12 protein-coding genes are annotated in these 18,709 nt (G+C 41.5%); 9 read left to right on the forward strand and 3 right to left on the reverse strand.

Annotation, left to right across the window (positions count from 1 at the left end):
• The first annotated feature begins 1 nt into the window (after position 1).
• The 3 genes from IGI46_RS07310 to IGI46_RS07320 all read left to right on the forward strand — a co-directional run bounded on the left by IGI46_RS07310 (position 2) and on the right by IGI46_RS07320 (position 7,502).
• Positions 2 to 5,380, forward strand: a complete 5,379-nt coding sequence (locus IGI46_RS07310) for a hypothetical protein (protein ID WP_429973180.1) — start codon at positions 2 to 4, stop codon at positions 5,378 to 5,380.
• Positions 5,381 to 5,515: 135 nt separating this feature from the next.
• Positions 5,516 to 6,163 (forward strand): response regulator transcription factor, encoded by a 648-nt coding sequence (locus tag IGI46_RS07315; protein ID WP_429962688.1) that lies wholly within the window; start codon positions 5,516 to 5,518, stop codon positions 6,161 to 6,163.
• On the forward strand, positions 6,144 to 7,502 hold the full coding sequence (locus tag IGI46_RS07320; protein ID WP_429962689.1) for a HAMP domain-containing sensor histidine kinase: 1,359 nt from the start codon (positions 6,144 to 6,146) through the stop codon (positions 7,500 to 7,502). Before IGI46_RS07315 ends, IGI46_RS07320 begins: the two co-directional genes overlap by 20 nt.
• Positions 7,503 to 7,543: 41 nt before the next feature.
• On the opposite strand, the gene IGI46_RS07325 is transcribed toward IGI46_RS07320, so the two are convergent.
• Both IGI46_RS07325 and IGI46_RS07330 read right to left on the reverse strand, forming a co-directional pair.
• Positions 7,544 to 7,990, reverse strand: a complete 447-nt coding sequence (locus IGI46_RS07325) for a universal stress protein (RefSeq protein ID WP_207702121.1) — start codon at positions 7,988 to 7,990, stop codon at positions 7,544 to 7,546.
• A complete protein-coding gene (locus IGI46_RS07330; RefSeq protein ID WP_207702120.1) occupies positions 7,990 to 9,552 on the reverse strand; it encodes an Nramp family divalent metal transporter in 1,563 nt (520 codons plus the stop codon). Before IGI46_RS07330 ends, IGI46_RS07325 begins: the two co-directional genes overlap by 1 nt.
• A gap of 285 nt (positions 9,553 to 9,837) precedes the next feature.
• On the opposite strand from IGI46_RS07330, the gene IGI46_RS07335 reads away from it, so the two are divergent.
• The 4 genes from IGI46_RS07335 to IGI46_RS07350 all read left to right on the forward strand — a co-directional run bounded on the left by IGI46_RS07335 (position 9,838) and on the right by IGI46_RS07350 (position 14,508).
• A complete protein-coding gene (locus IGI46_RS07335; protein WP_429962690.1) occupies positions 9,838 to 10,290 on the forward strand; it encodes a MarR family winged helix-turn-helix transcriptional regulator in 453 nt (150 codons plus the stop codon).
• A gap of 17 nt (positions 10,291 to 10,307) precedes the next feature.
• Positions 10,308 to 11,018 carry a B3/B4 domain-containing protein gene (locus IGI46_RS07340; RefSeq protein WP_429962691.1) on the forward strand — a complete coding sequence of 237 codons (711 nt, stop codon included), beginning with the start codon at positions 10,308 to 10,310 and terminating at the stop codon, positions 11,016 to 11,018.
• 122 nt (positions 11,019 to 11,140) lie between these two features.
• A complete protein-coding gene (locus IGI46_RS07345) occupies positions 11,141 to 11,737 on the forward strand; it encodes a YitT family protein (protein ID WP_429962692.1) in 597 nt (198 codons plus the stop codon).
• Positions 11,738 to 11,979: 242 nt separating this feature from the next.
• Positions 11,980 to 14,508 (forward strand): cation-translocating P-type ATPase, encoded by a 2,529-nt coding sequence (locus IGI46_RS07350; RefSeq protein ID WP_429962693.1) that lies wholly within the window; start codon positions 11,980 to 11,982, stop codon positions 14,506 to 14,508.
• A 28-nt stretch (positions 14,509 to 14,536) separates the two neighbouring features.
• Here IGI46_RS07350 and thiT read toward each other — a convergent pair whose 3' ends face one another.
• Positions 14,537 to 15,127 (reverse strand): energy-coupled thiamine transporter ThiT, encoded by a 591-nt coding sequence (gene thiT / locus IGI46_RS07355; protein WP_429962694.1) that lies wholly within the window; start codon positions 15,125 to 15,127, stop codon positions 14,537 to 14,539.
• A 171-nt stretch (positions 15,128 to 15,298) separates the two neighbouring features.
• Here thiT and IGI46_RS07360 point away from each other — a divergent pair, with 171 nt between their 5' ends.
• Positions 15,299 to 17,680 carry a glycoside hydrolase gene (locus tag IGI46_RS07360; RefSeq protein WP_429962695.1) on the forward strand — a complete coding sequence of 794 codons (2,382 nt, stop codon included), beginning with the start codon at positions 15,299 to 15,301 and terminating at the stop codon, positions 17,678 to 17,680.
• Positions 17,677 to 18,486 carry a metallophosphoesterase gene (locus tag IGI46_RS07365; RefSeq protein WP_429962696.1) on the forward strand — a complete coding sequence of 270 codons (810 nt, stop codon included), beginning with the start codon at positions 17,677 to 17,679 and terminating at the stop codon, positions 18,484 to 18,486. The genes IGI46_RS07360 and IGI46_RS07365 overlap by 4 nt, the downstream gene beginning before the upstream one ends.
• Positions 18,487 to 18,709: the final 223 nt, after the last annotated feature.

Raw genomic sequence — 18,709 nt, forward strand, 5'->3', positions numbered from 1 at the left:
AATGAAGCACTTAAAACGAATATTCTTGCTGGTTATCATCGTGATTTTAGCAGTGGTCCCCTCAGTAAACAGCGTGCTGGCCGCAACAGAAAGCGAATCCTCCACTCAGCTGGATACTAGCGAGGTGCTTCCTGACAAGACCACCTTACCTACTGATGAATTAGCTAAGACACAAGAACCGACTGAACAAACCGAAAAGCCTCCGATGGTTGACGAAAGCAGTTCATCAACTGAAGATCAGACAACTGAAACAGTGGAAAAAGAACCGGCTTCCAGTCAAGAAACTGTCCCGAAAGAGTCAGCGAATTTTGCGCCACAAAGTGATACAGAGGATTTTGTAGCGGGGATTCAAAGTGATGAAAATGAGGGGCTAGTACCAATTTATTTAAAAGATGAGTCAGTTGGTGAAAAGGTTTCGGTTAACTGGCAGGTACTAAAAAATGATGGCTACTATTTAGGGCTTCAGCTGAGTGACGCCTCCACCATCGACATCACTTCAAGAAAGATCGAAATTGTGGTACCTAGAGGAATTTTAGTTAAAAAAGACCAGCTGCAGGCACTAGTAAACGACAATAGCCATATCTACAACTATTCGGTCAAGGATATGGAAACGATAGCCACCTATCAATTAAATGTAAATTTTAGAAAGACACTTTTTGTCGATCCTTTATCAGGAACGAATGCCTATTCAACTGACTATGTGACGGGAGCTACAATTGTTTTTGATGTATCACCTTCCATCAGTACCTTAGGATTTCGGATAAATTTGTTGCCTAACTATGAAGATGGTACGACGAACAGTCCTAATTTTTGGACCGGTGTTAGTGGGGACAGCTTAGTTCGAAATCAGCCCTTAAAGGTAAAGCTGATCGAAAATGACGCCCCGACTAAAACCTTAGTAATGGATGATTTCATTATTCCAAGTGCTGTTGAATATACTGCAGTTGTTAGAAGTCCAGATGGAGGTTCAACAGGGGCAGTGACTCTTGGTCCCCAGACTTTAGACGATGAGCTTCAAATGATTATTCAGCCGCGAGTGCGTAACGCAACCGAAAATCCTAGCAGCAACGCGTATTACATGAGTAATGTTTCCTTTCAAGCCTATCTGCCGTATAAGCCCTTAACTAACAATACCTATTTGTCAGCGGAATTGCTGACGGATAAAATGGATGCTTGGGTTGCAGGGATCACACAGGCGAACAATGGCGAGCAAATAATCAGCTATTCTGTCGATAACCTAGTGGATGGTCGAACAGTAGTCACTTATTCGATGTTTAATGGCAGTCAAGAGTATTTAATGAATGCCGTTGATCTCTGTATGTATTATCGCTTGTTTAGCCAAGAAAATGAAAAGAATCAATCCTTTTCTATTGGTGAGCAACTTCATTATACACAGAATAATTTGGGATGGATTTTTCGCAATTACGAATACGATGAAAATGAAATAGCAACAATAGCGGAAAATACACGAAATCCACTAACTAATTCTACTGGAAGAGCGACCATTACCAGTGATGAGGCCTTTGATTTCAGCTTCATCAATCGAAGTGCCAGCTACTCGCCAATCTCTGTTAAAGGGACTCAAGCAACGACTCTTTTAGGAAATGCACTCGTTAAAAACAATTCTACTGCCTTAGGAACAGCCCGAGCTACTTACAAGTTTGATACAGAAACCAAATGGAATTATGGCGTTACTACGGTACAGTTTTGGACTGTTCCGGCGGATTACGGAGGAAGCGTTGCTGAATCGCGAAATTACACCTACAATTTTGATTTCATCTTGCAAAAAAAAGGTGCGGCTGCTGGTGAGGGCCAGCTTACAGGCTCGTATTCGCTTAAGCCTAGTCTACAATACCAAGGAGTTAAAATTAGTCGAAGTGACGGAACGAAGCGCAATTTGCTGGGATACGCAAATGAACGTTACTATTATTATGTGAATCGACAAATGTTGTCTGGAGGCACCTTCAATGAAGGCTTACCAGCTGATTTTGATAGTAATGACTACTATATCAAAGAGCTGTCTTATGATTTGGAGATTACGTCTTCCGGTTATATAAGTGGTGACAGCGGGCGCCCTCGAGAAGCTGGAGGACAATTTTTCGGCTATACATTTGGGGATGTCGGTTCAAAAGGAACGGCGAATTTTGAAATCAAGCCTGCAGAAGGGTTTTCAGGAAATAAATTAAGTGGTGGATGTACGACGACCTTCATTGATAAGACGACTAATAAAAGAGATGTTGGCTTATTGTTGGATGACTCGGGGACAAAGATGACAGTGAAAAACGAAAACGGGCAGACGTTGAGTACAATTAATCATCGTGTGGATGTTGGCAAAAAGGTAACAGTAAATGCTAGTGCCATAGCTAGTTATTATACGTATGGTTCAACCAGCTATGCGCCGAACCCGGTCTTTTTAATTCGCACCCCGATCGACTTTGATTTAGACAAAAATTCGATCAATCTAGTGCAGGATAATCGACAGCTTAACTATACACTTGACGAACCTATAGTTTTAGATGATGACAGCAAACTGTACTACTTAAAGCCGACGGACAGTGATGGGCTAGGTTATTTTAATGAGGACCGGGAATTAGTTGGAGAGGCAATCAATATTACCTATCGAATGGCTGTCAATATTCGAGCAAGGGCAGTCCCTGTCTCTTATCGCGAACTGTTATTTGTGACAGATCAAAAATATGCCGCCTTTTTATCAGGAAGCTATGGAAACAGCCTAGTAACGGACGTTTGGGGAATTGCTTCTAAGCTGACGGGTAAGGCAGGATTGAATACAGAGAATGGCGTCACTAAACTAGCTTCTACTAGGCTAGGAAATGTTTTTAGCACAAATCTAGCAAAATTAGATTTTGGGTATGATACCGAGCTGTCGTCAAATGTTGTGACGGACCCATCAGCTAATAAAGACAGTGGTGTACTGGATAAGGAAACAACCACTTTTAATTCCAAGTTCTTTTTCAAAAATATAGCGCAGACAGGTGAAGTAGACAATGAGGGGCGGTTTATTTTTTATCTGCCAGTAGCCAAAAAGGGGATAGTCCCGGAATGGATGAATGCGCAACAATCTACTCCAAAATTTTCTTTGACTTTAAAAGGAGAAGTAACGCCTATATCCAGCAAAGGGGTTACTTATAAAGTCGGCTATTCGACCGATCGAAACAAACGATTCAATAATGGTCAGGCCAATTTTGATGGTTCTGCTGCGCATGCAAGCTATCAAGAGTACGATGCGGTGGAGAACAATTTAGATAACGTGACAATGGTGAAGGTAATTGCTGAACGAAATCTGGAAACCGGCATGATTATTCCCTTTGGTGAGGAATTAACTGCCGAAATGCCTCTTGCCTATAGTCCAACAAATACGGAAGAATTTTCGGTTTTAGCTGGGCAAACGGCCTATTGGACCCCGTATGTATCGCTAATTTATACAATGAATGGCTCAAGAAATGAATTCACCAATCTTGCGCCGGAAAATTCTATGCGTATCCGCTATCGTCCAGAGCCGCAGGTGATTGATATTTGGGCTTATAACAGTGATGATTATCTAACTGGCGAAGCGGAAGGAATGAACAAAACCGCAGCCATTTCTTTACCTAGTTTTGTGAATAAGTATAATTTACAGATCAACCAGCTTGCTTCTACGAGTCTGAAGGATATGGTATTAGCTTCGGTTAATGAGATTCTAGCTGATCCGAATAAACCGACTAGCTATGGCAATACCACTTTTGGTTTTAACACGGGATTAAATATTGCTGATATTGGCAGCGAGACGGATCCCAAGATTAAGGATCTAAGTCTGGCGTTAAGCAATACGCTTGCTTTAGGACAAACTTCTACTACGAATCAACTCAATTACAAAATTTACAACACCAAAAATATCAATGATACCATTGGAGAAAAGAAAGTAACGTTAAGGTATTCTTCGGTGGCTAATGAGGATCTTCTCTTTGATATAGTACTAAATATTAAGCGAAAGGCTTCAAAAATTGAAGCTCACCCAGCGTTAGTCGCGGGCAAGGTCTATCGAGAATTTACCAGTGGGGAAAACAATATCACTACTTTGGAGGACGGTGCCTTTACGATTCAGGTTGCTTACGATATTTTAAAAGGTAGTAAACTGCCTGAAAATACAACGGATAAAGATATATATTTGAGCTTTGGAACAGCGTCTGGTTCAGGTTCTTCAACAAGCGCTTTACCTGTTGGGGATACCGTGTTAATGAAGGTTCAATCTACTGATGAAAATGGTAAGCGAGTGAGGCCTGAGTATTACTACTATAAAAATAATACAGCTGGTGCCCAGTCGCGCATTGAATTGACTTCTTTCGTAAAAATGGGCACGGATAATACCCATTTAACTCTTGTAGACATTAATAGCCACATAAATAAAGCGAAAAAACTGTCTTATCTGTTTGTCTTTGATTTTGCCAATGAGGATGCTAGTATATCTTCTACTGATACCATCGGCTTGCATCTTGATTTTAATGAGTCATCAAAGACAGAAAGACAACGGTTTATTATTGAACCAAAACGCAGTATTACAAACGCTGTTTCGAATTCGACACCGGTGAGCTATCATCCGCATGAGCCTATTCAGCTAAATGGTCGTTTCACACTTACGGATATCGGTCCGGCGGTGGACAGCTTTAACAAGGAAAAATCTTTGGCATTAAATCTAGCGCTTTATGAAGTGGATGGGTCGAACAAAACACTGGTTGACTGGCCTCAGGGAGTCCTGCTTCAAAATGCGAATAATCCAGGTACGCTGATTCGACCTAAAGACGTAGATGGAAAGCTTCAGTTCATCTATCCGGCGGAGGCCATTGCAAATGTAGGCACAAATTTGCCTTATCAATTGACACTCTTCAATGATATTCAGCCCTTCACTGCTGGCAAAAACTATGAAATAAAAGTTTCAGGTGTCAGAAGTCAATCAGCCACCTATCCGTTAAATGATGAAGTTTTGGATACAGAAGAGGTTCCCTTCCGTATCGTTCCAGCAGAACAAACAGGGATCCAGGTGATTTCTGCTGCGGATGCTCATCTACTCTACAGCAAAACCAGCAATCAGCAAGTTGCATTAACCTTTGATTCGGAAAGGATTAGAAAGGTTGTTCCAAAGCTTCAACGAAAATTAGGGGCTAATTATCAACCAGCCGTTTGGTCTGAGCTGATAGAAACGCCGCTGCCCGCTGCGATTGATCCGCAAACGATTCAATCGTTTACGATAAAGTTTCAGGATCAATTAGATGAAAGCTTCAACGGTGAATACCGAATTGTTTTTGAAGCTTACCGCAGCAATACCGAAACAGAACCGCTATACGAGACCACCTGGCCGTTCCTTATTTGGAATCCGCCCGGCTAAGCCGATCAAAACGATTCATCCTGTGTGATAGGATGGGTCGTTTTTTTGTTAGAATTTATTAAGATGGTGTGATTGAATAGCAAAATTAGTCATGGTGGGTATAATTTGTATAGCTAAGAGAAAGGATTTTTGAAAATGAAACTCTTACTATGTGAAGATGAAGATAAAATGCGGGAATTGTTGAAGCGATTCCTGGAGCATGAAGGGTATACAGTAGTTGAAGCTGTTGATGGAGAAGAGGCCCTGGAGGCTTTTTATCAGGAGAAATTTGATCTGGTGATTTTGGATTGGATGATGCCGAAAATCAATGGGTTGGAAGTCGCTCAACGAATGAAACAGGAATACGCGATCAAAATTTTAATGCTGACAGCAAAAAATATGCCGGAGGATGAAGTGGAAGCGCTCGTTGCTGGTGTGGATGATTATTTAGCGAAGCCGTTTCATGCAAATGTACTGCTGGTACGAGTGGCTAAGCTTTTAGGAGTGATTCACCAAAATTTGAAACAGTCCTTAATATTTATTCCGCAGGAAAAACGGGTTTTGTTGAAGGATCAGGAGCTGGATCTAACTAAAAAAGAATATGAGCTGCTGTATTATTTTTACCAACATCCGCAGCAGGTACTGACCCGGGAACAGATTTTGCTGGCGGTTTGGGGTTCAGACAATGAGAATGATGAACGGACCGTGGACAGCTTCGTTCGGATCATGCGCGGCAAGCTGGGCAAGGGATTTATTCATACGGTCTACGGAATGGGGTATCGCTTTGAGTTACCCGAAGAATAGTTTAACCCGTCGCTTCATCCAGCGAATTGCGCTTATTTTTATTGTCGCGGCTATTTTCTTTGGTTTGTTTTACCGCTGGATTTTTCCCACGTACTATTACTGGAAAATGGAACAGCCGGTCAAACAGGCACAGGAAATGATCCAGCAGAGCAAGGAACCAGTGCTTTCTGAGGATCTTGTCCTGCTTCATTTGGATATTGAGAGCATCAATTCTGAAGAAGAAGTAACGAATGATTTGTCCTTCCGTTTGAATCAAAACGGAATTTCCTTGAATCGTTTTTGGGTGGACACTACCACCCTAAATGCTTTGAAAGAAGGACGTTCAGTTCAGCGGTTGTATAATCAGACAAAACAGAAAAACGATTTTTACACGATCTTCTTAGTACAGGATCAAACGCTGTATATGATTGGAACCAGTATTCCCGATTTTAAAGCAGCCATTCAAGTGCTGCTGCCGATCTTAGTGGCCACAACGTTGGTGTTTCTACTGCTGCTGTTTGGTTTAATCGTATTACTAGTACGTAAGCAGATCATTAAACCAATTGGACGGCTGGAGCAGGCGACCAGCAGTATTTCGAATTTGAACTTTGCGTATTCAGATATCCAGGAGGAAAATGAGTTAGGCAGCTTGAGTCAGTCAATTAATCATATGAAGCGCTCACTGCAGCAGCATGAAATGGAAATGCTGGCGCGCAATGATCAGTTGAAGACTTTTTCGGCAAATTTGGCCCATGAATTGAAGACGCCGCTTTCGATAATCCAACTACTTGTGGATAGTGAGGAAATGGGACTAAAAAGCCCAACCTTTTTAGCTGATATTAATCAGCAACTAATGAACATGAACGAGCTGGTAACTCAAATTTTAGCCTATAGTCAGCAGCTGAAGGAAGAAATTCAGTTGGAACCAGTCGCCATTGAGCCACTGCTAGATAAAAAATTAAAGCAGCAGCAGGTGATTGATCCGGACTTTAAAGTGGTGATGGATATAGAGGCCGGTGTGCTCCAGACGAATGAGGCCTTGCTGGAGATTGTGGTGTTGAACCTAGTAACCAACGGACTAAAATACAGCACAGACAAACAGTTGAAAATCAGCGGGAAACAACAATCTGCTAAGTATGTGCTGACTTTTGAAAACAGTGCAGTCCCATTAGCACCACAGCAGTTTGCACAGCTGACGAATCCGTTTGTAGTGGGAGAGCAGTCCCGCAATCATCATCTTTCAGGAACCGGCTTGGGACTTTCTCTGGTAGAACAGTCGCTTAAATCACTTGGTGGGGAGCTAATCTTACAGCAGAAGGCAGGAAAGTTTGTTGCAAGAGTAATTTTGCCGCTAAAATAGCAAAAAATCTGGAATGACGGCACTCATTCCAGATTTTTTTACTATTTAATAATCATTACCGAGATTGGCGAATGCTTTGCCATATAAGAAGCGCTGGTGCCAAAATAACCTTGAATTCCGTGGTTGGCCCGCGATCCGATTACTAATAGATCCGCCTGAGTATTCGGCAGGATCACCTTAATGATTTTTTCTGCCGGATCTCCTTCTTCAGACATCAATTCGATTTCCTTAACCCCGTGTGCCTCGGCATATTGTTGATATTCCTTCAATTGATGCAGTAATTTTTTTCGTTGCTGCGCCATATAATTTTCGTCCATTACCTCGTAAACATTCATTTCATCAATTTCCAAAATGGTACAAATGATTAACTTAGCGCCTTCCTGATAAGCGCGGGTTACGGCATATTTAAAGGCCTTTTGTGCATTTTCTGAAGCATCCACACCTGTTAAAATACACTGAAACTTTTCAAAAACTTCATGATTAACCATTAGTGATTTCCTTCTTTCAGTAAGGCTTCTTCTACCCGTTTGTTCCCTTTGTACAGATCAAAAATAGTCCAAGCTAAGAGCAGCAATACTAAAACAATGATGACATAGGCAATTGAATCGGCCAGCAGCAGCTGATTGGAAGAAGCTTTATCACCAAAGAAACCTTCAATTTGTCCTGGCAAGCCGATCATGTTCAAATAAGTCAAACCAATCACTGAAATCCAGCCTAAAATTTTAATTACCAAGGTATTCTTAAACTTTTCCCCCATTTCAGCGCGACTGTCAGTCATCATTAACAATGGGATCATTGAGAATGGCAGGGCAAAGGCTAGAAAAACTTGCGAGTTGTTCATCAAATTATTCAACGCTTCGTGCTCCTCAATCGTCCCTTTTCCACTTGTTAACAGAACACAAATGAGAACGGGAACGACAGAAATCAACCGGGTAACTAATCGTCGCAGCCAGATGGGCATCCGCATATGAATAAAGCCTTCCATGATCACTTGTCCGGTCAAAGTTCCAGTAATTGTTGAATTTTGACCAGATGCCAATAATGCAACGGCAAATAATGTAGAAAGCAAGCCTGATTTAGCCACGGAAATTAGAATTCCATTACTCAAAGTGGAAGGATCAGAAAGTGCTTGATATAAGCCGAAGAAAGAAGGATCTTCCACAGCACCTGTTTTGAATACAGCAACCCCCATAATTAAAAGCAAGGCATTAACGAAAAAGGCCATAGTCAGTTGAATATTGGAATCCCAGGTAGAAAAACGAACGGCTTCAGCTACGCTGGCTTCATCGCTGTGATCAATTTTGCGCGTTTGTGAAACAGCTGAATGCAGGTATAAATTATGCGGCATAACCGTAGCCCCAATAATTCCCAGCGCCCCAGTTAAGGGAGTTTGTCCGCCAATTGCAGGTTCGTTGGAAAAGGTATGGCTATTTGGAATAAACCCTTTAAACATTTCGCTCCAATCAGGATTGGATAAGGCAACCTGATAAATAAACACAAACAAAATGACGAAAATCAAACAAACAACAATGGCTTCGATTTTTCGAAAGCCGATTTTAGTCAATAATAGCAGTAGTAAAACATCAAATACAGTTATGAATACGGCGATTACTAAAGGAATATTGAATAGCAGGTATAGGGCGATCGCCGCTCCAATTACCTCTGCGATATCAGTTGCCATAATGGCTAACTCGGTTAAAATCCATAGAACAATCCCTAGCTTTTTACTAGTACGAGCACGAATTGCTTGAGCCAAATCCATTTGGGTAACAATCCCCAATTTTGAGGCCATATATTGCAACAGCATAGCAATCAAGCTAGACATTAGAATTACAGACATTAACAAATATTGAAAGTTTTGTCCTCCGGTTATTGATGTTGACCAATTTCCAGGATCCATGTAGCCAACTGCTACTAAGGCTCCGGGTCCAGAATAGGCGAATAAAGTTTTCCAAAAACCTTTCCCCTTAGGAACAATAACCGTCCCGTTTATTTCCTCCAGTGATGGGCCATTGGCATGGTCAACCAGCTTATGTTTCTTCTCACTCATTAAAAAACCACCTTTCAATCGATCATTTCGAATCTATCATACACCCAAATAAGGTAGAACGAAAGCAAAAAATATGGGATACCTAATTTTTTTGCTTCTCTTCTGTAGAAAAATTATTGAAATTCTCTTTCAATGCGTCTAAATCAACTTTCGGTTAAAAAAAAGAATTCCCTCAAAAGTTTGACCACTATAAAGTATCCACTAGTATTACTCTAGAGATGTGAATTTTTGTTGCATTTGCAACAAAAATGGCGTAAAGTAAATGACATTAAGAGGGGTGTAGCGATGAGTGAAGTATTGAGGGAGATCGGAATGATTGCTCGAGCCTTGGATTCCATTAGCAACATTGAGTTTAAGGAGCTTGACTTGAATCGTGGCCAATACCTGTACTTGGTTCGTATTTATGAAAATCCTGGAATTATTCAAGAGCAGTTAGCAGAGCTGATTATGGTCGATCGTACGACGATTTCTCGGGCAATCAACCGCCTGCAGGAAAAAGGGTTTATTTATCGACAGGAGGATCAAACCAATAAAAAGATCAAACGGCTGTATGTCACTAGGAAGGGGCAAGAGCTTTACCCGTACATTATACGAGAAAATAACTATTCCACCCAAACCGCTTTGGCGGGGTTAACACCAGCAGATATTCAGCAGCTGCAGGAATATTTGCATATTGTACGCGAAAATGTCGGCTCTGATTGGGAGTTCGTTAAAAAAGGAAACAAACGAAGCTATTAAGCGAATGGAGGATATTTATGAAAAAAGTCATCATTGATCCAGTCTTTTGGGAATTATTCCCCCAAGGACAAATAAACGTATTAGTCGTTAAAGGTGTGGATAATCATTTCCAAACAGGTCAGGAAGAGAACTTAAAGCAGCTTCTATCGGAAGCCAGCCAAGCTGCCCAACAATTCGTCCAAGCGGAGCCTATCAGTGAGAATCCAGTAGTGGCTCAGTGGCGAGAAGCCTTCAGTCAGTTCAAAACCAAAAAAGGGGCTCGTTCGTCTATCGAAGCTTTATTGAAAAGGGCGAAACAAGGGCGTGAATTTTTGCCGATCAATCCTTTAGTAGATGTTTATAACAGTGTTTCACTTAAGCATGGTGTTCCTTGCGGCGGTGAAGATATTGAGCAGCTTCAAGGTGATTTGCATTTAGGAAAAGCCCAAGGCGGCGAAGAATTTTTCCCCTTAGGAGCGGAAAAGGATGCCCCGGCTCTTGAAGGAGAAATCATTTACTATGATCAAGCTGGAGCTGTTTGCCGCTGCTTAAATTGGCGAGAAGCACAACGGACTATGCTGACAGAGGAAACAACGAATGCTGTCTTTTTCATTGAAGCGATTAATCCGGAACAGGCTGCTCGGGCGAGTGAAGCTGCCGCTGAATTAAGCCAGCTTTTCAACGAACATCTCCAAGTGGAAAGTGTCGGTAGCCAATTAACTAAGGAAAACAGCGAGTTCGTCTTATAGGATCGTTATCCAATCACTTCTGGGTGATTGGATTTTTTTCAGTCTGGTATGAAAAAAATGACCTTATAACCTTCTTTGTTATTGATACGATAAAACAAATGACAAAAAAGAAGGTGTGTCCTATGAAAGTTGTAAAAATTTTAGGGGGTCTGCTGTTGGTTTCCTTTTCTTTGAATTTCTTTTTATTGCCTCATAGCATTGCTTCAGCAGGAGTAGGGGCAATTGGCCATTTGTTGGAGGTCCAGTTTGCGATTCATAGTATGAAAACAGTCTGGCTGATTAATATTTTGATGCTGTTGTTATCTTATTGGTTGTTGGATCGTAGTGTTTTTTCGAAAGTCCTTATCGGAAGTTTGCTTTTTCCGTTGTTTTTAATGATTGTACCAATTACTCCGCTGCTTTCTTCTTACGCGGGTTCCTTGATTTTCGGCAGTGGATTATTTAGCCTGGGGGTCTTTACGTTGTATATAGCTGGTTCTTCCAACGGTGGTGTAACGATACCTCCATTGATTTTAGAAAAGCATTTCCGCATTCCGGCACCTACTGGATTACTTTTGACCAATTTACTGATTATTATTTTGAATTTTTCCATTTTGGACCCGTTAAATGGGTTGTCAGCTGCCACTTCGATTCTGATTATGTCCTACAGCATGAAGTTCTATCAAGCCATTGGAAACAGACTGATTTTTGCCAGAACACCTGCAGGAATAGAAAAATAATTGAAATTTTTTTAAACTGCTAAAAGCTAGAACTATCAAGGTGTATAGCGATTTTTTGTTTTTTTAATCGATTTTTTTAAGTGAAACTAGTTGATTTTCTAATTCCAATGTGAAAGAATAGTGCCAATTGAAAAAATAGACTTAGTACCGATCGCCGGATTGGTACTTCAAAAAGTCAGCCAAACTAACTGTAGGCTTTTGTGGTTAGTTTGACTGGCTTTTTTTGTTAGGAGGTAACAGGCATGAATAAAAATTGGAACAACAAAGGACTTACAACAAGGGAAGCAAAGGAACGGTTAGCAGAGTATGGTGAGAATACAATTCAGCAGGCACCAAAGAAAAGTTTTCTCGGTTACCTGTGGGATGCCTTAAAGGATATTACGATTTTGATCCTAATCCTGGCAGCAGGTTTATCTAGTTATGTTGCTTATCAAAATCATCCCGATGATTTGACCGAACCGCTGGTTATTGCGGGGATTGTTATCCTAAATATTTATTTATCCATTCGGCAACAGAAAAAAGCTGAAAAATCGATGGATGAGTTGAAGAGTTTTAACGTGCCAGAATCTAAAGTTTATCGTGATCGTCAGTTGGTCAGCATTAAGAGTACCGAAATCGTGCCAGAGGATTTGCTGCAGCTGGAATTAGGAGATCGGGTACCAGCCGATGCAGTTCTCATGGAGGCGACCAACTTTTTAGTAGATGAGTCCTTTTTAACTGGTGAAAGCGAACCTAGTGAAAAAGATAGTGACTACATCCCCAGTGAGGCAGATTCCATTGGTGATATGAAAAATCGAATTTTTTCTGGTTCCATGGTGGTAAGCGGTCGGGCCACAGCGGTCGTAGAAACGACTGGAATGAACACAGAAATCGGTAAAATTTCTAGTATGCTGACCGAAGCGGCTCCAGCCTTGGCACCACTGCAAATCAGAATGCAAAAACTAGGAAAAAGCTTAGGATTGTTAGCAATCTTAGCGGGGGTCTTAGCAATTTTGATCGGTTTTATTCGAGGATACGCGCTTGAGACAACCTTAATGACGGCTATTTCAATGGCTGTAGCGGCTATTCCGGAGGTTTTGCCCGTGGTGGTCACTATTTCTCTTTCCTTCGGGATTCGTAATATGGCGAAACGCAATACCATTGTTCGAACACCAACCGCTGTTGAAACCATCGGAAACGTATCAATTATCTGCTCTGATAAAACTGGGACGATTACCGAAAATAAAATGTCGATTGAGAAGATCGTTCCAGCCGATCAACGCTTGAGCGAAAAAGAGCTGCTGTTGTATTTTTACTTAGCCAGCAATATTAACGGCGAGGATGGAAACATCGGCAACCCAACAGAATTAGCGATTAAAAAAGCAGCTGAAAAATTATTTAATCAAAAGAAATTGCAGCAGCGCTTATCCAAGATGCAGCGAGTTCATGAGATTCCCTTTGATTCAAAACGTAAGCGGATGACCGTCATTTATCAAACGGAGGAAGGGTATCTCTCAGTAACCAAAGGTGCTTTTGATCGTTTGGAAATTACGGGAGATCAGTCTGAATGGCTGCCGGTTCATGATGATTTAGCTAGTCAGGCTTATCGGGTGCTGGGTGTAGCGTATAAGAAATATGAGCAGCTGCCGCAGGATTTAGACGATGCTTCTATCGAAGAAGAGTTGATTTTCGGCGGCTTTATTGGAATTATCGATCCAGCCCGGAAAGAAAGCTATCACGCAGTAGAAATAGCTAAGAAGGCCGGTATTCGACCTATTATGATTACGGGAGATCACCTGTTAACAGCCAAAAAGATTGCTGCGGATGTGGGAATCCTAGAGTCTGGGACGAAGGCTATGACAGGAGCCGACTTAAACCAATTATCTGATGAACAGCTTTCACAGGATATTCATGCCTATCGCGTATTTGCTCGAACAACGCCTGAAGACAAAATCCGAATCGTGAAAGCCTTGCAGCAAAATGGCGAAACGGTTGCGATGACGGGAGACGGAGTGAATGATGCGCCCGCTTTGAAGGCCGCCGATGTCGGTATTTCCATGGGCAGTGGGACCGAAGTTGCCAAGGAAGCCTCAGATATGGTGTTGTTAGATGACAATTTTGCGACGATTGTCGAGGCGGTAAAAGAAGGGCGTCGAGTGTACAGCAATATTCGTAAATCCTTATATGCCATGTTAGGCTGCAATATTTCAGCCCTGACCATTGTATTAATTTCTATGATTGTCGGTTGGGGTGCACCGGTTACGGCGATTCAGCTGTTGATTATTAAAGTAGTAGCTGACGGAATCCCTGGCATGAGCTTGTGTGTGGAACCGGCGGAGAAGGATATCATGTCGAAAAAACCGATCAAGAAAGGGACGAGTATTTTTGCCAATGGTTTGCTAAATAAAATTATTGAAATCTCAGTGGTTTTCACCGTACTGACACTGACGGCTATTTACGTAGGGCATTCGGTAACCGTACAAAATGTCGCACCATCATTGCTGATCTCTAATACCATGACCTTTATTGTACTAGGATTGACCACTATTATTCATATGTACAACTGCCGCAGCAGTCAGTCGATCTTCCGTATTGGCTTTTTAACCAATAAGCTGCTGCTGGCTACTACAGCTGTTGGAACACTAATTATTTTACTACTGGTAAATCTGCGGCCAACTGCTGCTGCTTTTGGTTTCACCAGCTTGACGGTAAGTCACTGGCTTCTAGTTGTTACTTTGTCAGCATCACCCCTTGTTTATATAGAAACAAAAAAACGTTTAGGAAAATTTTAACCAGCAAAAAATCCCTCTGACGCATGCGTTAGAGGGATTTTGGTGATTCTCTTGGGATAAACAAGGTGCGAGAGACATTGAATATGAAAACCAGCACCACCGAAACGAAGATTGCATTAGCAAGTGCTGAAGCACCATTAAGGATAAAGGAATACAAGAAGGGGTTCATTGTATCTGGTGCATAGGCACCCCATACGAATACACCGGCCCAATAATGCCAAAACCAACGGCTAAAAGCAGCAATAAAGCCGCCAGAAACAATTAAAAAGATAGATTTGCGTTTTTGCTGAGCCTTGATGGCTGCTTGCAATTTAGGTGAAAGCAGACCGCCCATCCCGCCAAAGGTAAAGGCAAAAGGATATTCAAAAATTATTTGCGGCACACTAATAAAGTTGCGCATGGCTGAGCCTACAACGATCGTTAGCAGCCCCCAAGTAAATCCGGCCATTAATGCAGGTACCAACCCGCGGCGAAAAGAATATAAAACCAAAGGCACCAGTCCCAGTGATAAATCTAAGCTGGCATTGAGTGATTGAATGGGTAAAAAGGATAAACTCATTGCCAGAGCAGCAATCAGAGTGCCTTCAATCCAAACGTTTAGCGATAGTTGTTTTCTCATAGCGACCTCGTCATTTTTTTTCATTTCATCGTATGTTCATTAGTCTACCAAACAACGAAAGCTGGGAAAAGCAAAACTATTTGATTCCATCAAATTTGCACAAGTTTTGCACATTCCTTTTGTATCCTTCTATTTGTAAAAGCGAACAACGTAAAATAGGAGGAACTACTTATGGATAATAACACGAAAAAGAAGATCATTGTTGGCGGTCTGACTGCAGCTTTGCTTTTATCAGCCGGCAGTTTGGCAGCCATAGTTACCCAGTCAAAAAAAACTGCAGCTGATAATCTTTCTTTAAGCTTTGATGCTGAAAAAGTGGCAAAAGAGGATGCTAAATACAGTATCAAAGACTTTGATTACGCTATTGATCCCACTACCTTTCAAATGAAGCTGACTGCCAAAGACCATCAATTCACATTCGATGGAAACGAAGCCCAAGCTGTTACCAAGGTCAAAAAGACAACGAACAGTATCTCATGGGAGTATCCGGAAAAAGGCCTGCAGGTGGCAGTCAAAAAACAAACCGACCATTTACAAATAAAAATTACTCCTCAAAACGATAAATCAGAAGCCATTGAGTTTCCGAAAATCCAAGGGGACAACTACTATTTACCCATTGGCGAAGGGAAAAGTATTCCAGCTGACGATGCCAGCTGGCAAAGCTATTTTCAGGAGAATGCTGAGCTGGATTTAAACGAAAGCTTCTCTATGTCTTTTGTTTCGGCTGTTCAAAATAATACAGCGGCAACCATCATAATGGAAAACAACTTTAACCAAGAGTTGGACGAAGCTAGTGAGACATCAAATCTGGATTTTCGGTTGAAGACCAACCTTAATCGTTTTAATCGCAAGCAGACTCAAACCTATGATGTTTATTTGTCAGAAAATAATCCGGTGGCAGCGGCTAAGCTTTATCAAAAGAATCGGATTGAAAATAAGCAATTTACTTCGTTGGCAGAGAAGGAAAAAAAGACCCCCTCAATCAATAAATTAATTGGTGCACCTCATATTTACTTCTGGCAAAATCGTATTTTAACTACAGAGGATGTGAACTGGCAGAAACTGCAAAAGCAAGACCATCAAAAGCTTTTTGAACATGTGGGGGATGTATTAGCGAAGCATTCGGAGGATGGGCGAGAGGAATTTGATCAGGCAATAGCTGCTTTGCAGCAGGGAGAGGCTTATAAGTATGAAAAGAATACGATTTTAACTGGGCTGAATACTGTTTTGGCTTACACTGATTTTTATGATGCTGCTGTTTTTCCAACCTTGGCTAAAAAGGATCAGGAATACTTGCAGAGCATCCAAGCAGAGATGCCGACAGAGCGCAGCTTTTCTATTAATAAACAGCTGTTAAAAAACGAATTAGCTGATAGTACCAAGCCGCTGGAGCAATGGGGACAAGCAACCAGTACTGAGGTGATTCAAGAGCTGAAAAATAGTGGGATTGAGCATGCTTGGATAGGTTTGGCTAACTGGAATGAAGGCCTAATTAATCCACTATTTGTTCAAGCGGTACAAAAAGACGATTATTTAATCGGTCCCTATGATTCCTATCAATCCATTCACGAAACACCGTCAATCGATTGGAATACGGCTGGCTTCAAGGATAATGCGGATGTCTATGCGAATAAAACAATCATGAAGCCTTCTGGCGACTATGTTTCTGGCTTTTTAGGCAAGGGGCGAAAGGTAAATCAAACCTTAATTGATGATGAATGGCAGTATCGCCTAAAGCAGATAACTTCAAAGAAGGTGCCATTTAACACCTGGTTTCTAGATACTGATGCAGCTGGTGAAATCTACAATGATTTTAACCCTGAGCATCCAACCTCAATAAGTGAAGATGTTCAAGCACGATTAAAACGAGCGGCTGGTTTAACAGAAAAAGGACTAATAGTTGGCACTGAAACTGGGAACGACTACTTTAATCAAGGCATGGTTTTTGCTCATGGTCTAGAAACGCCGGTAATTGCTTGGAGTGATCCTGATATGCGAGAAAATAAAGAAAGTCCGTACTATGTTGGCGGCTACGCAGCATTATCGGATGGCATTCCAGCGCGTTATGCCAAACAAGTACCGATTAAGGAAGAATACAAAGCAACGACTATTGACCCAGTATACAATGTACCTCTGTACAAGCTGGTTTATAACGAATCCGTGATTACTACGCATCACTGGGAGTGGGATAGTTACAAAATTGAAGGTGAGGTTCAAAATCGTCGTTTGAAGGAATACTTGTACAACGTGCCTCCATTGATGCACTTGGATGCAGCCACCTGGCAGGAACGAAAACAAGATATTGTAGCAAATTCGAAACATTGGCAAGCTTTCCAAAAGGCTGCCATCAATCAAGAAATGACAGACTTCACCTATTTAACTGAGGATAAATTGGTTCAGGAGACGAAATACGGTTCAGATTTGTCAGTCATAGCCAACTTCTCAGATCAGCCTCACCAGTTGGACAACACAGCAGTGCAACCTCATACGGCAGTGATTACCGACCATGGAAAACAAACGGTGATTGAAAACCAGAAAGAAGAAACAAAATGATGCGAAAAATAGGCGTTGGACTGCTGTTGCTGTTAGTATTCATTCCTTTCTATGCATTTAAAATTGAACCAAATTTGGCGGTGGTTCACCGTTTAGAGCTGGGGGATCAAACTCAGCCAGCAGAGGTAAAGGTGGTTCAGCTTTCTGATATTCAAGTATCTGAAAGCTATGCCACCAATCGTTTAGACAAAGTAATTAAAAAAGTGAATCAGGAAAATCCCGATATCATCGTGTTTACCGGTGATTTGTTCGATAATTATGCTCAATACGATCATGAGCAGGAAATCATTGATAAGCTGAGTCAAATGAAGGCAACCATTGGCAAATATGCGGTTTGGGGCAATCATGATTATGGCGGGGGAGCTTCACGAGTATATGAACAGGTGATGAATGCTGCCAATTTTGATGTATTGCAAAATACGGGAGAAACCCTCACTTTAGCGAACGGCAAGCAGGTCTTTATTGGCGGCTTGGATGATTCTTTGCTGGGAAATCCTTCCATATCAGGAACCTTGGCTTATCGCCAAGACTACGATTATTCGATTTTACTTACCCATGAGCCGGATGTGGCTGATGGCTTCATAGGTACGAACACGCAACTGGTATTAGCTGGCCACAGTCATGGTGGACAAGTGCGCCTGCCCTTTTATCAGGTAAAAAATGTCCTAGCTGAGAAGTATGTTCGCGGTCTATATGAATTAAGCGATCACACCCAACTGTACGTAAACACTGGGTTAGGAACAACAGCGATTCATGCTCGCTTTGGTGTGATACCAGAAATTTCCAGCTTTACGATACATTTTTAATAGAGAAAAGAGAAACCACTGGTCTTCGTTTTGAGTTAAAGATCAGTGGTTTTTGATCTGGAATTTGCCAACTGGTATTAGATTTTAGCCGATTTTTAAGGCAGAAAAATAAAGAGAAAATAAAAATGAGAAAAGATTAATGATTGCTTTTTATCTATAAAACCTATTGTATCAGCGTATAGGCCATTTAAAACCACTTGGTTGTAACCGCTTAATATATTTT

The organism is Enterococcus sp. AZ163 (genome assembly GCF_050498925.1).
In the GTDB taxonomy this organism is placed as follows: Bacteria; Bacillota; Bacilli; order Lactobacillales; family Enterococcaceae; genus Enterococcus_A; species Enterococcus_A ferrettii.

Excerpts from the sequence above, each read along its gene's own strand:
- IGI46_RS07360 (WP_429962695.1), top strand. The coding sequence starts at position 15,299 with ATGGATAATAACACGAAAAAGAAGATCATTGTTGGCGGTCTGACTGCA.
- IGI46_RS07325 (WP_207702121.1), bottom strand. The coding sequence starts at position 7,990 with ATGGTTAATCATGAAGTTTTTGAAAAGTTTCAGTGTATTTTAACAGGT.
- IGI46_RS07350 (WP_429962693.1), top strand. The coding sequence starts at position 11,980 with ATGAATAAAAATTGGAACAACAAAGGACTTACAACAAGGGAAGCAAAG.
- IGI46_RS07345 (WP_429962692.1), top strand. The coding sequence starts at position 11,141 with ATGAAAGTTGTAAAAATTTTAGGGGGTCTGCTGTTGGTTTCCTTTTCT.
- IGI46_RS07315 (WP_429962688.1), top strand. The coding sequence starts at position 5,516 with ATGAAACTCTTACTATGTGAAGATGAAGATAAAATGCGGGAATTGTTG.
- IGI46_RS07310 (WP_429973180.1), top strand. The coding sequence starts at position 2 with ATGAAGCACTTAAAACGAATATTCTTGCTGGTTATCATCGTGATTTTA.
- IGI46_RS07340 (WP_429962691.1), top strand. The coding sequence starts at position 10,308 with ATGAAAAAAGTCATCATTGATCCAGTCTTTTGGGAATTATTCCCCCAA.
- IGI46_RS07330 (WP_207702120.1), bottom strand. The coding sequence starts at position 9,552 with ATGAGTGAGAAGAAACATAAGCTGGTTGACCATGCCAATGGCCCATCA.
- IGI46_RS07365 (WP_429962696.1), top strand. The coding sequence starts at position 17,677 with ATGATGCGAAAAATAGGCGTTGGACTGCTGTTGCTGTTAGTATTCATT.
- thiT (WP_429962694.1), bottom strand. The coding sequence starts at position 15,127 with ATGAGAAAACAACTATCGCTAAACGTTTGGATTGAAGGCACTCTGATT.
- IGI46_RS07335 (WP_429962690.1), top strand. The coding sequence starts at position 9,838 with ATGAGTGAAGTATTGAGGGAGATCGGAATGATTGCTCGAGCCTTGGAT.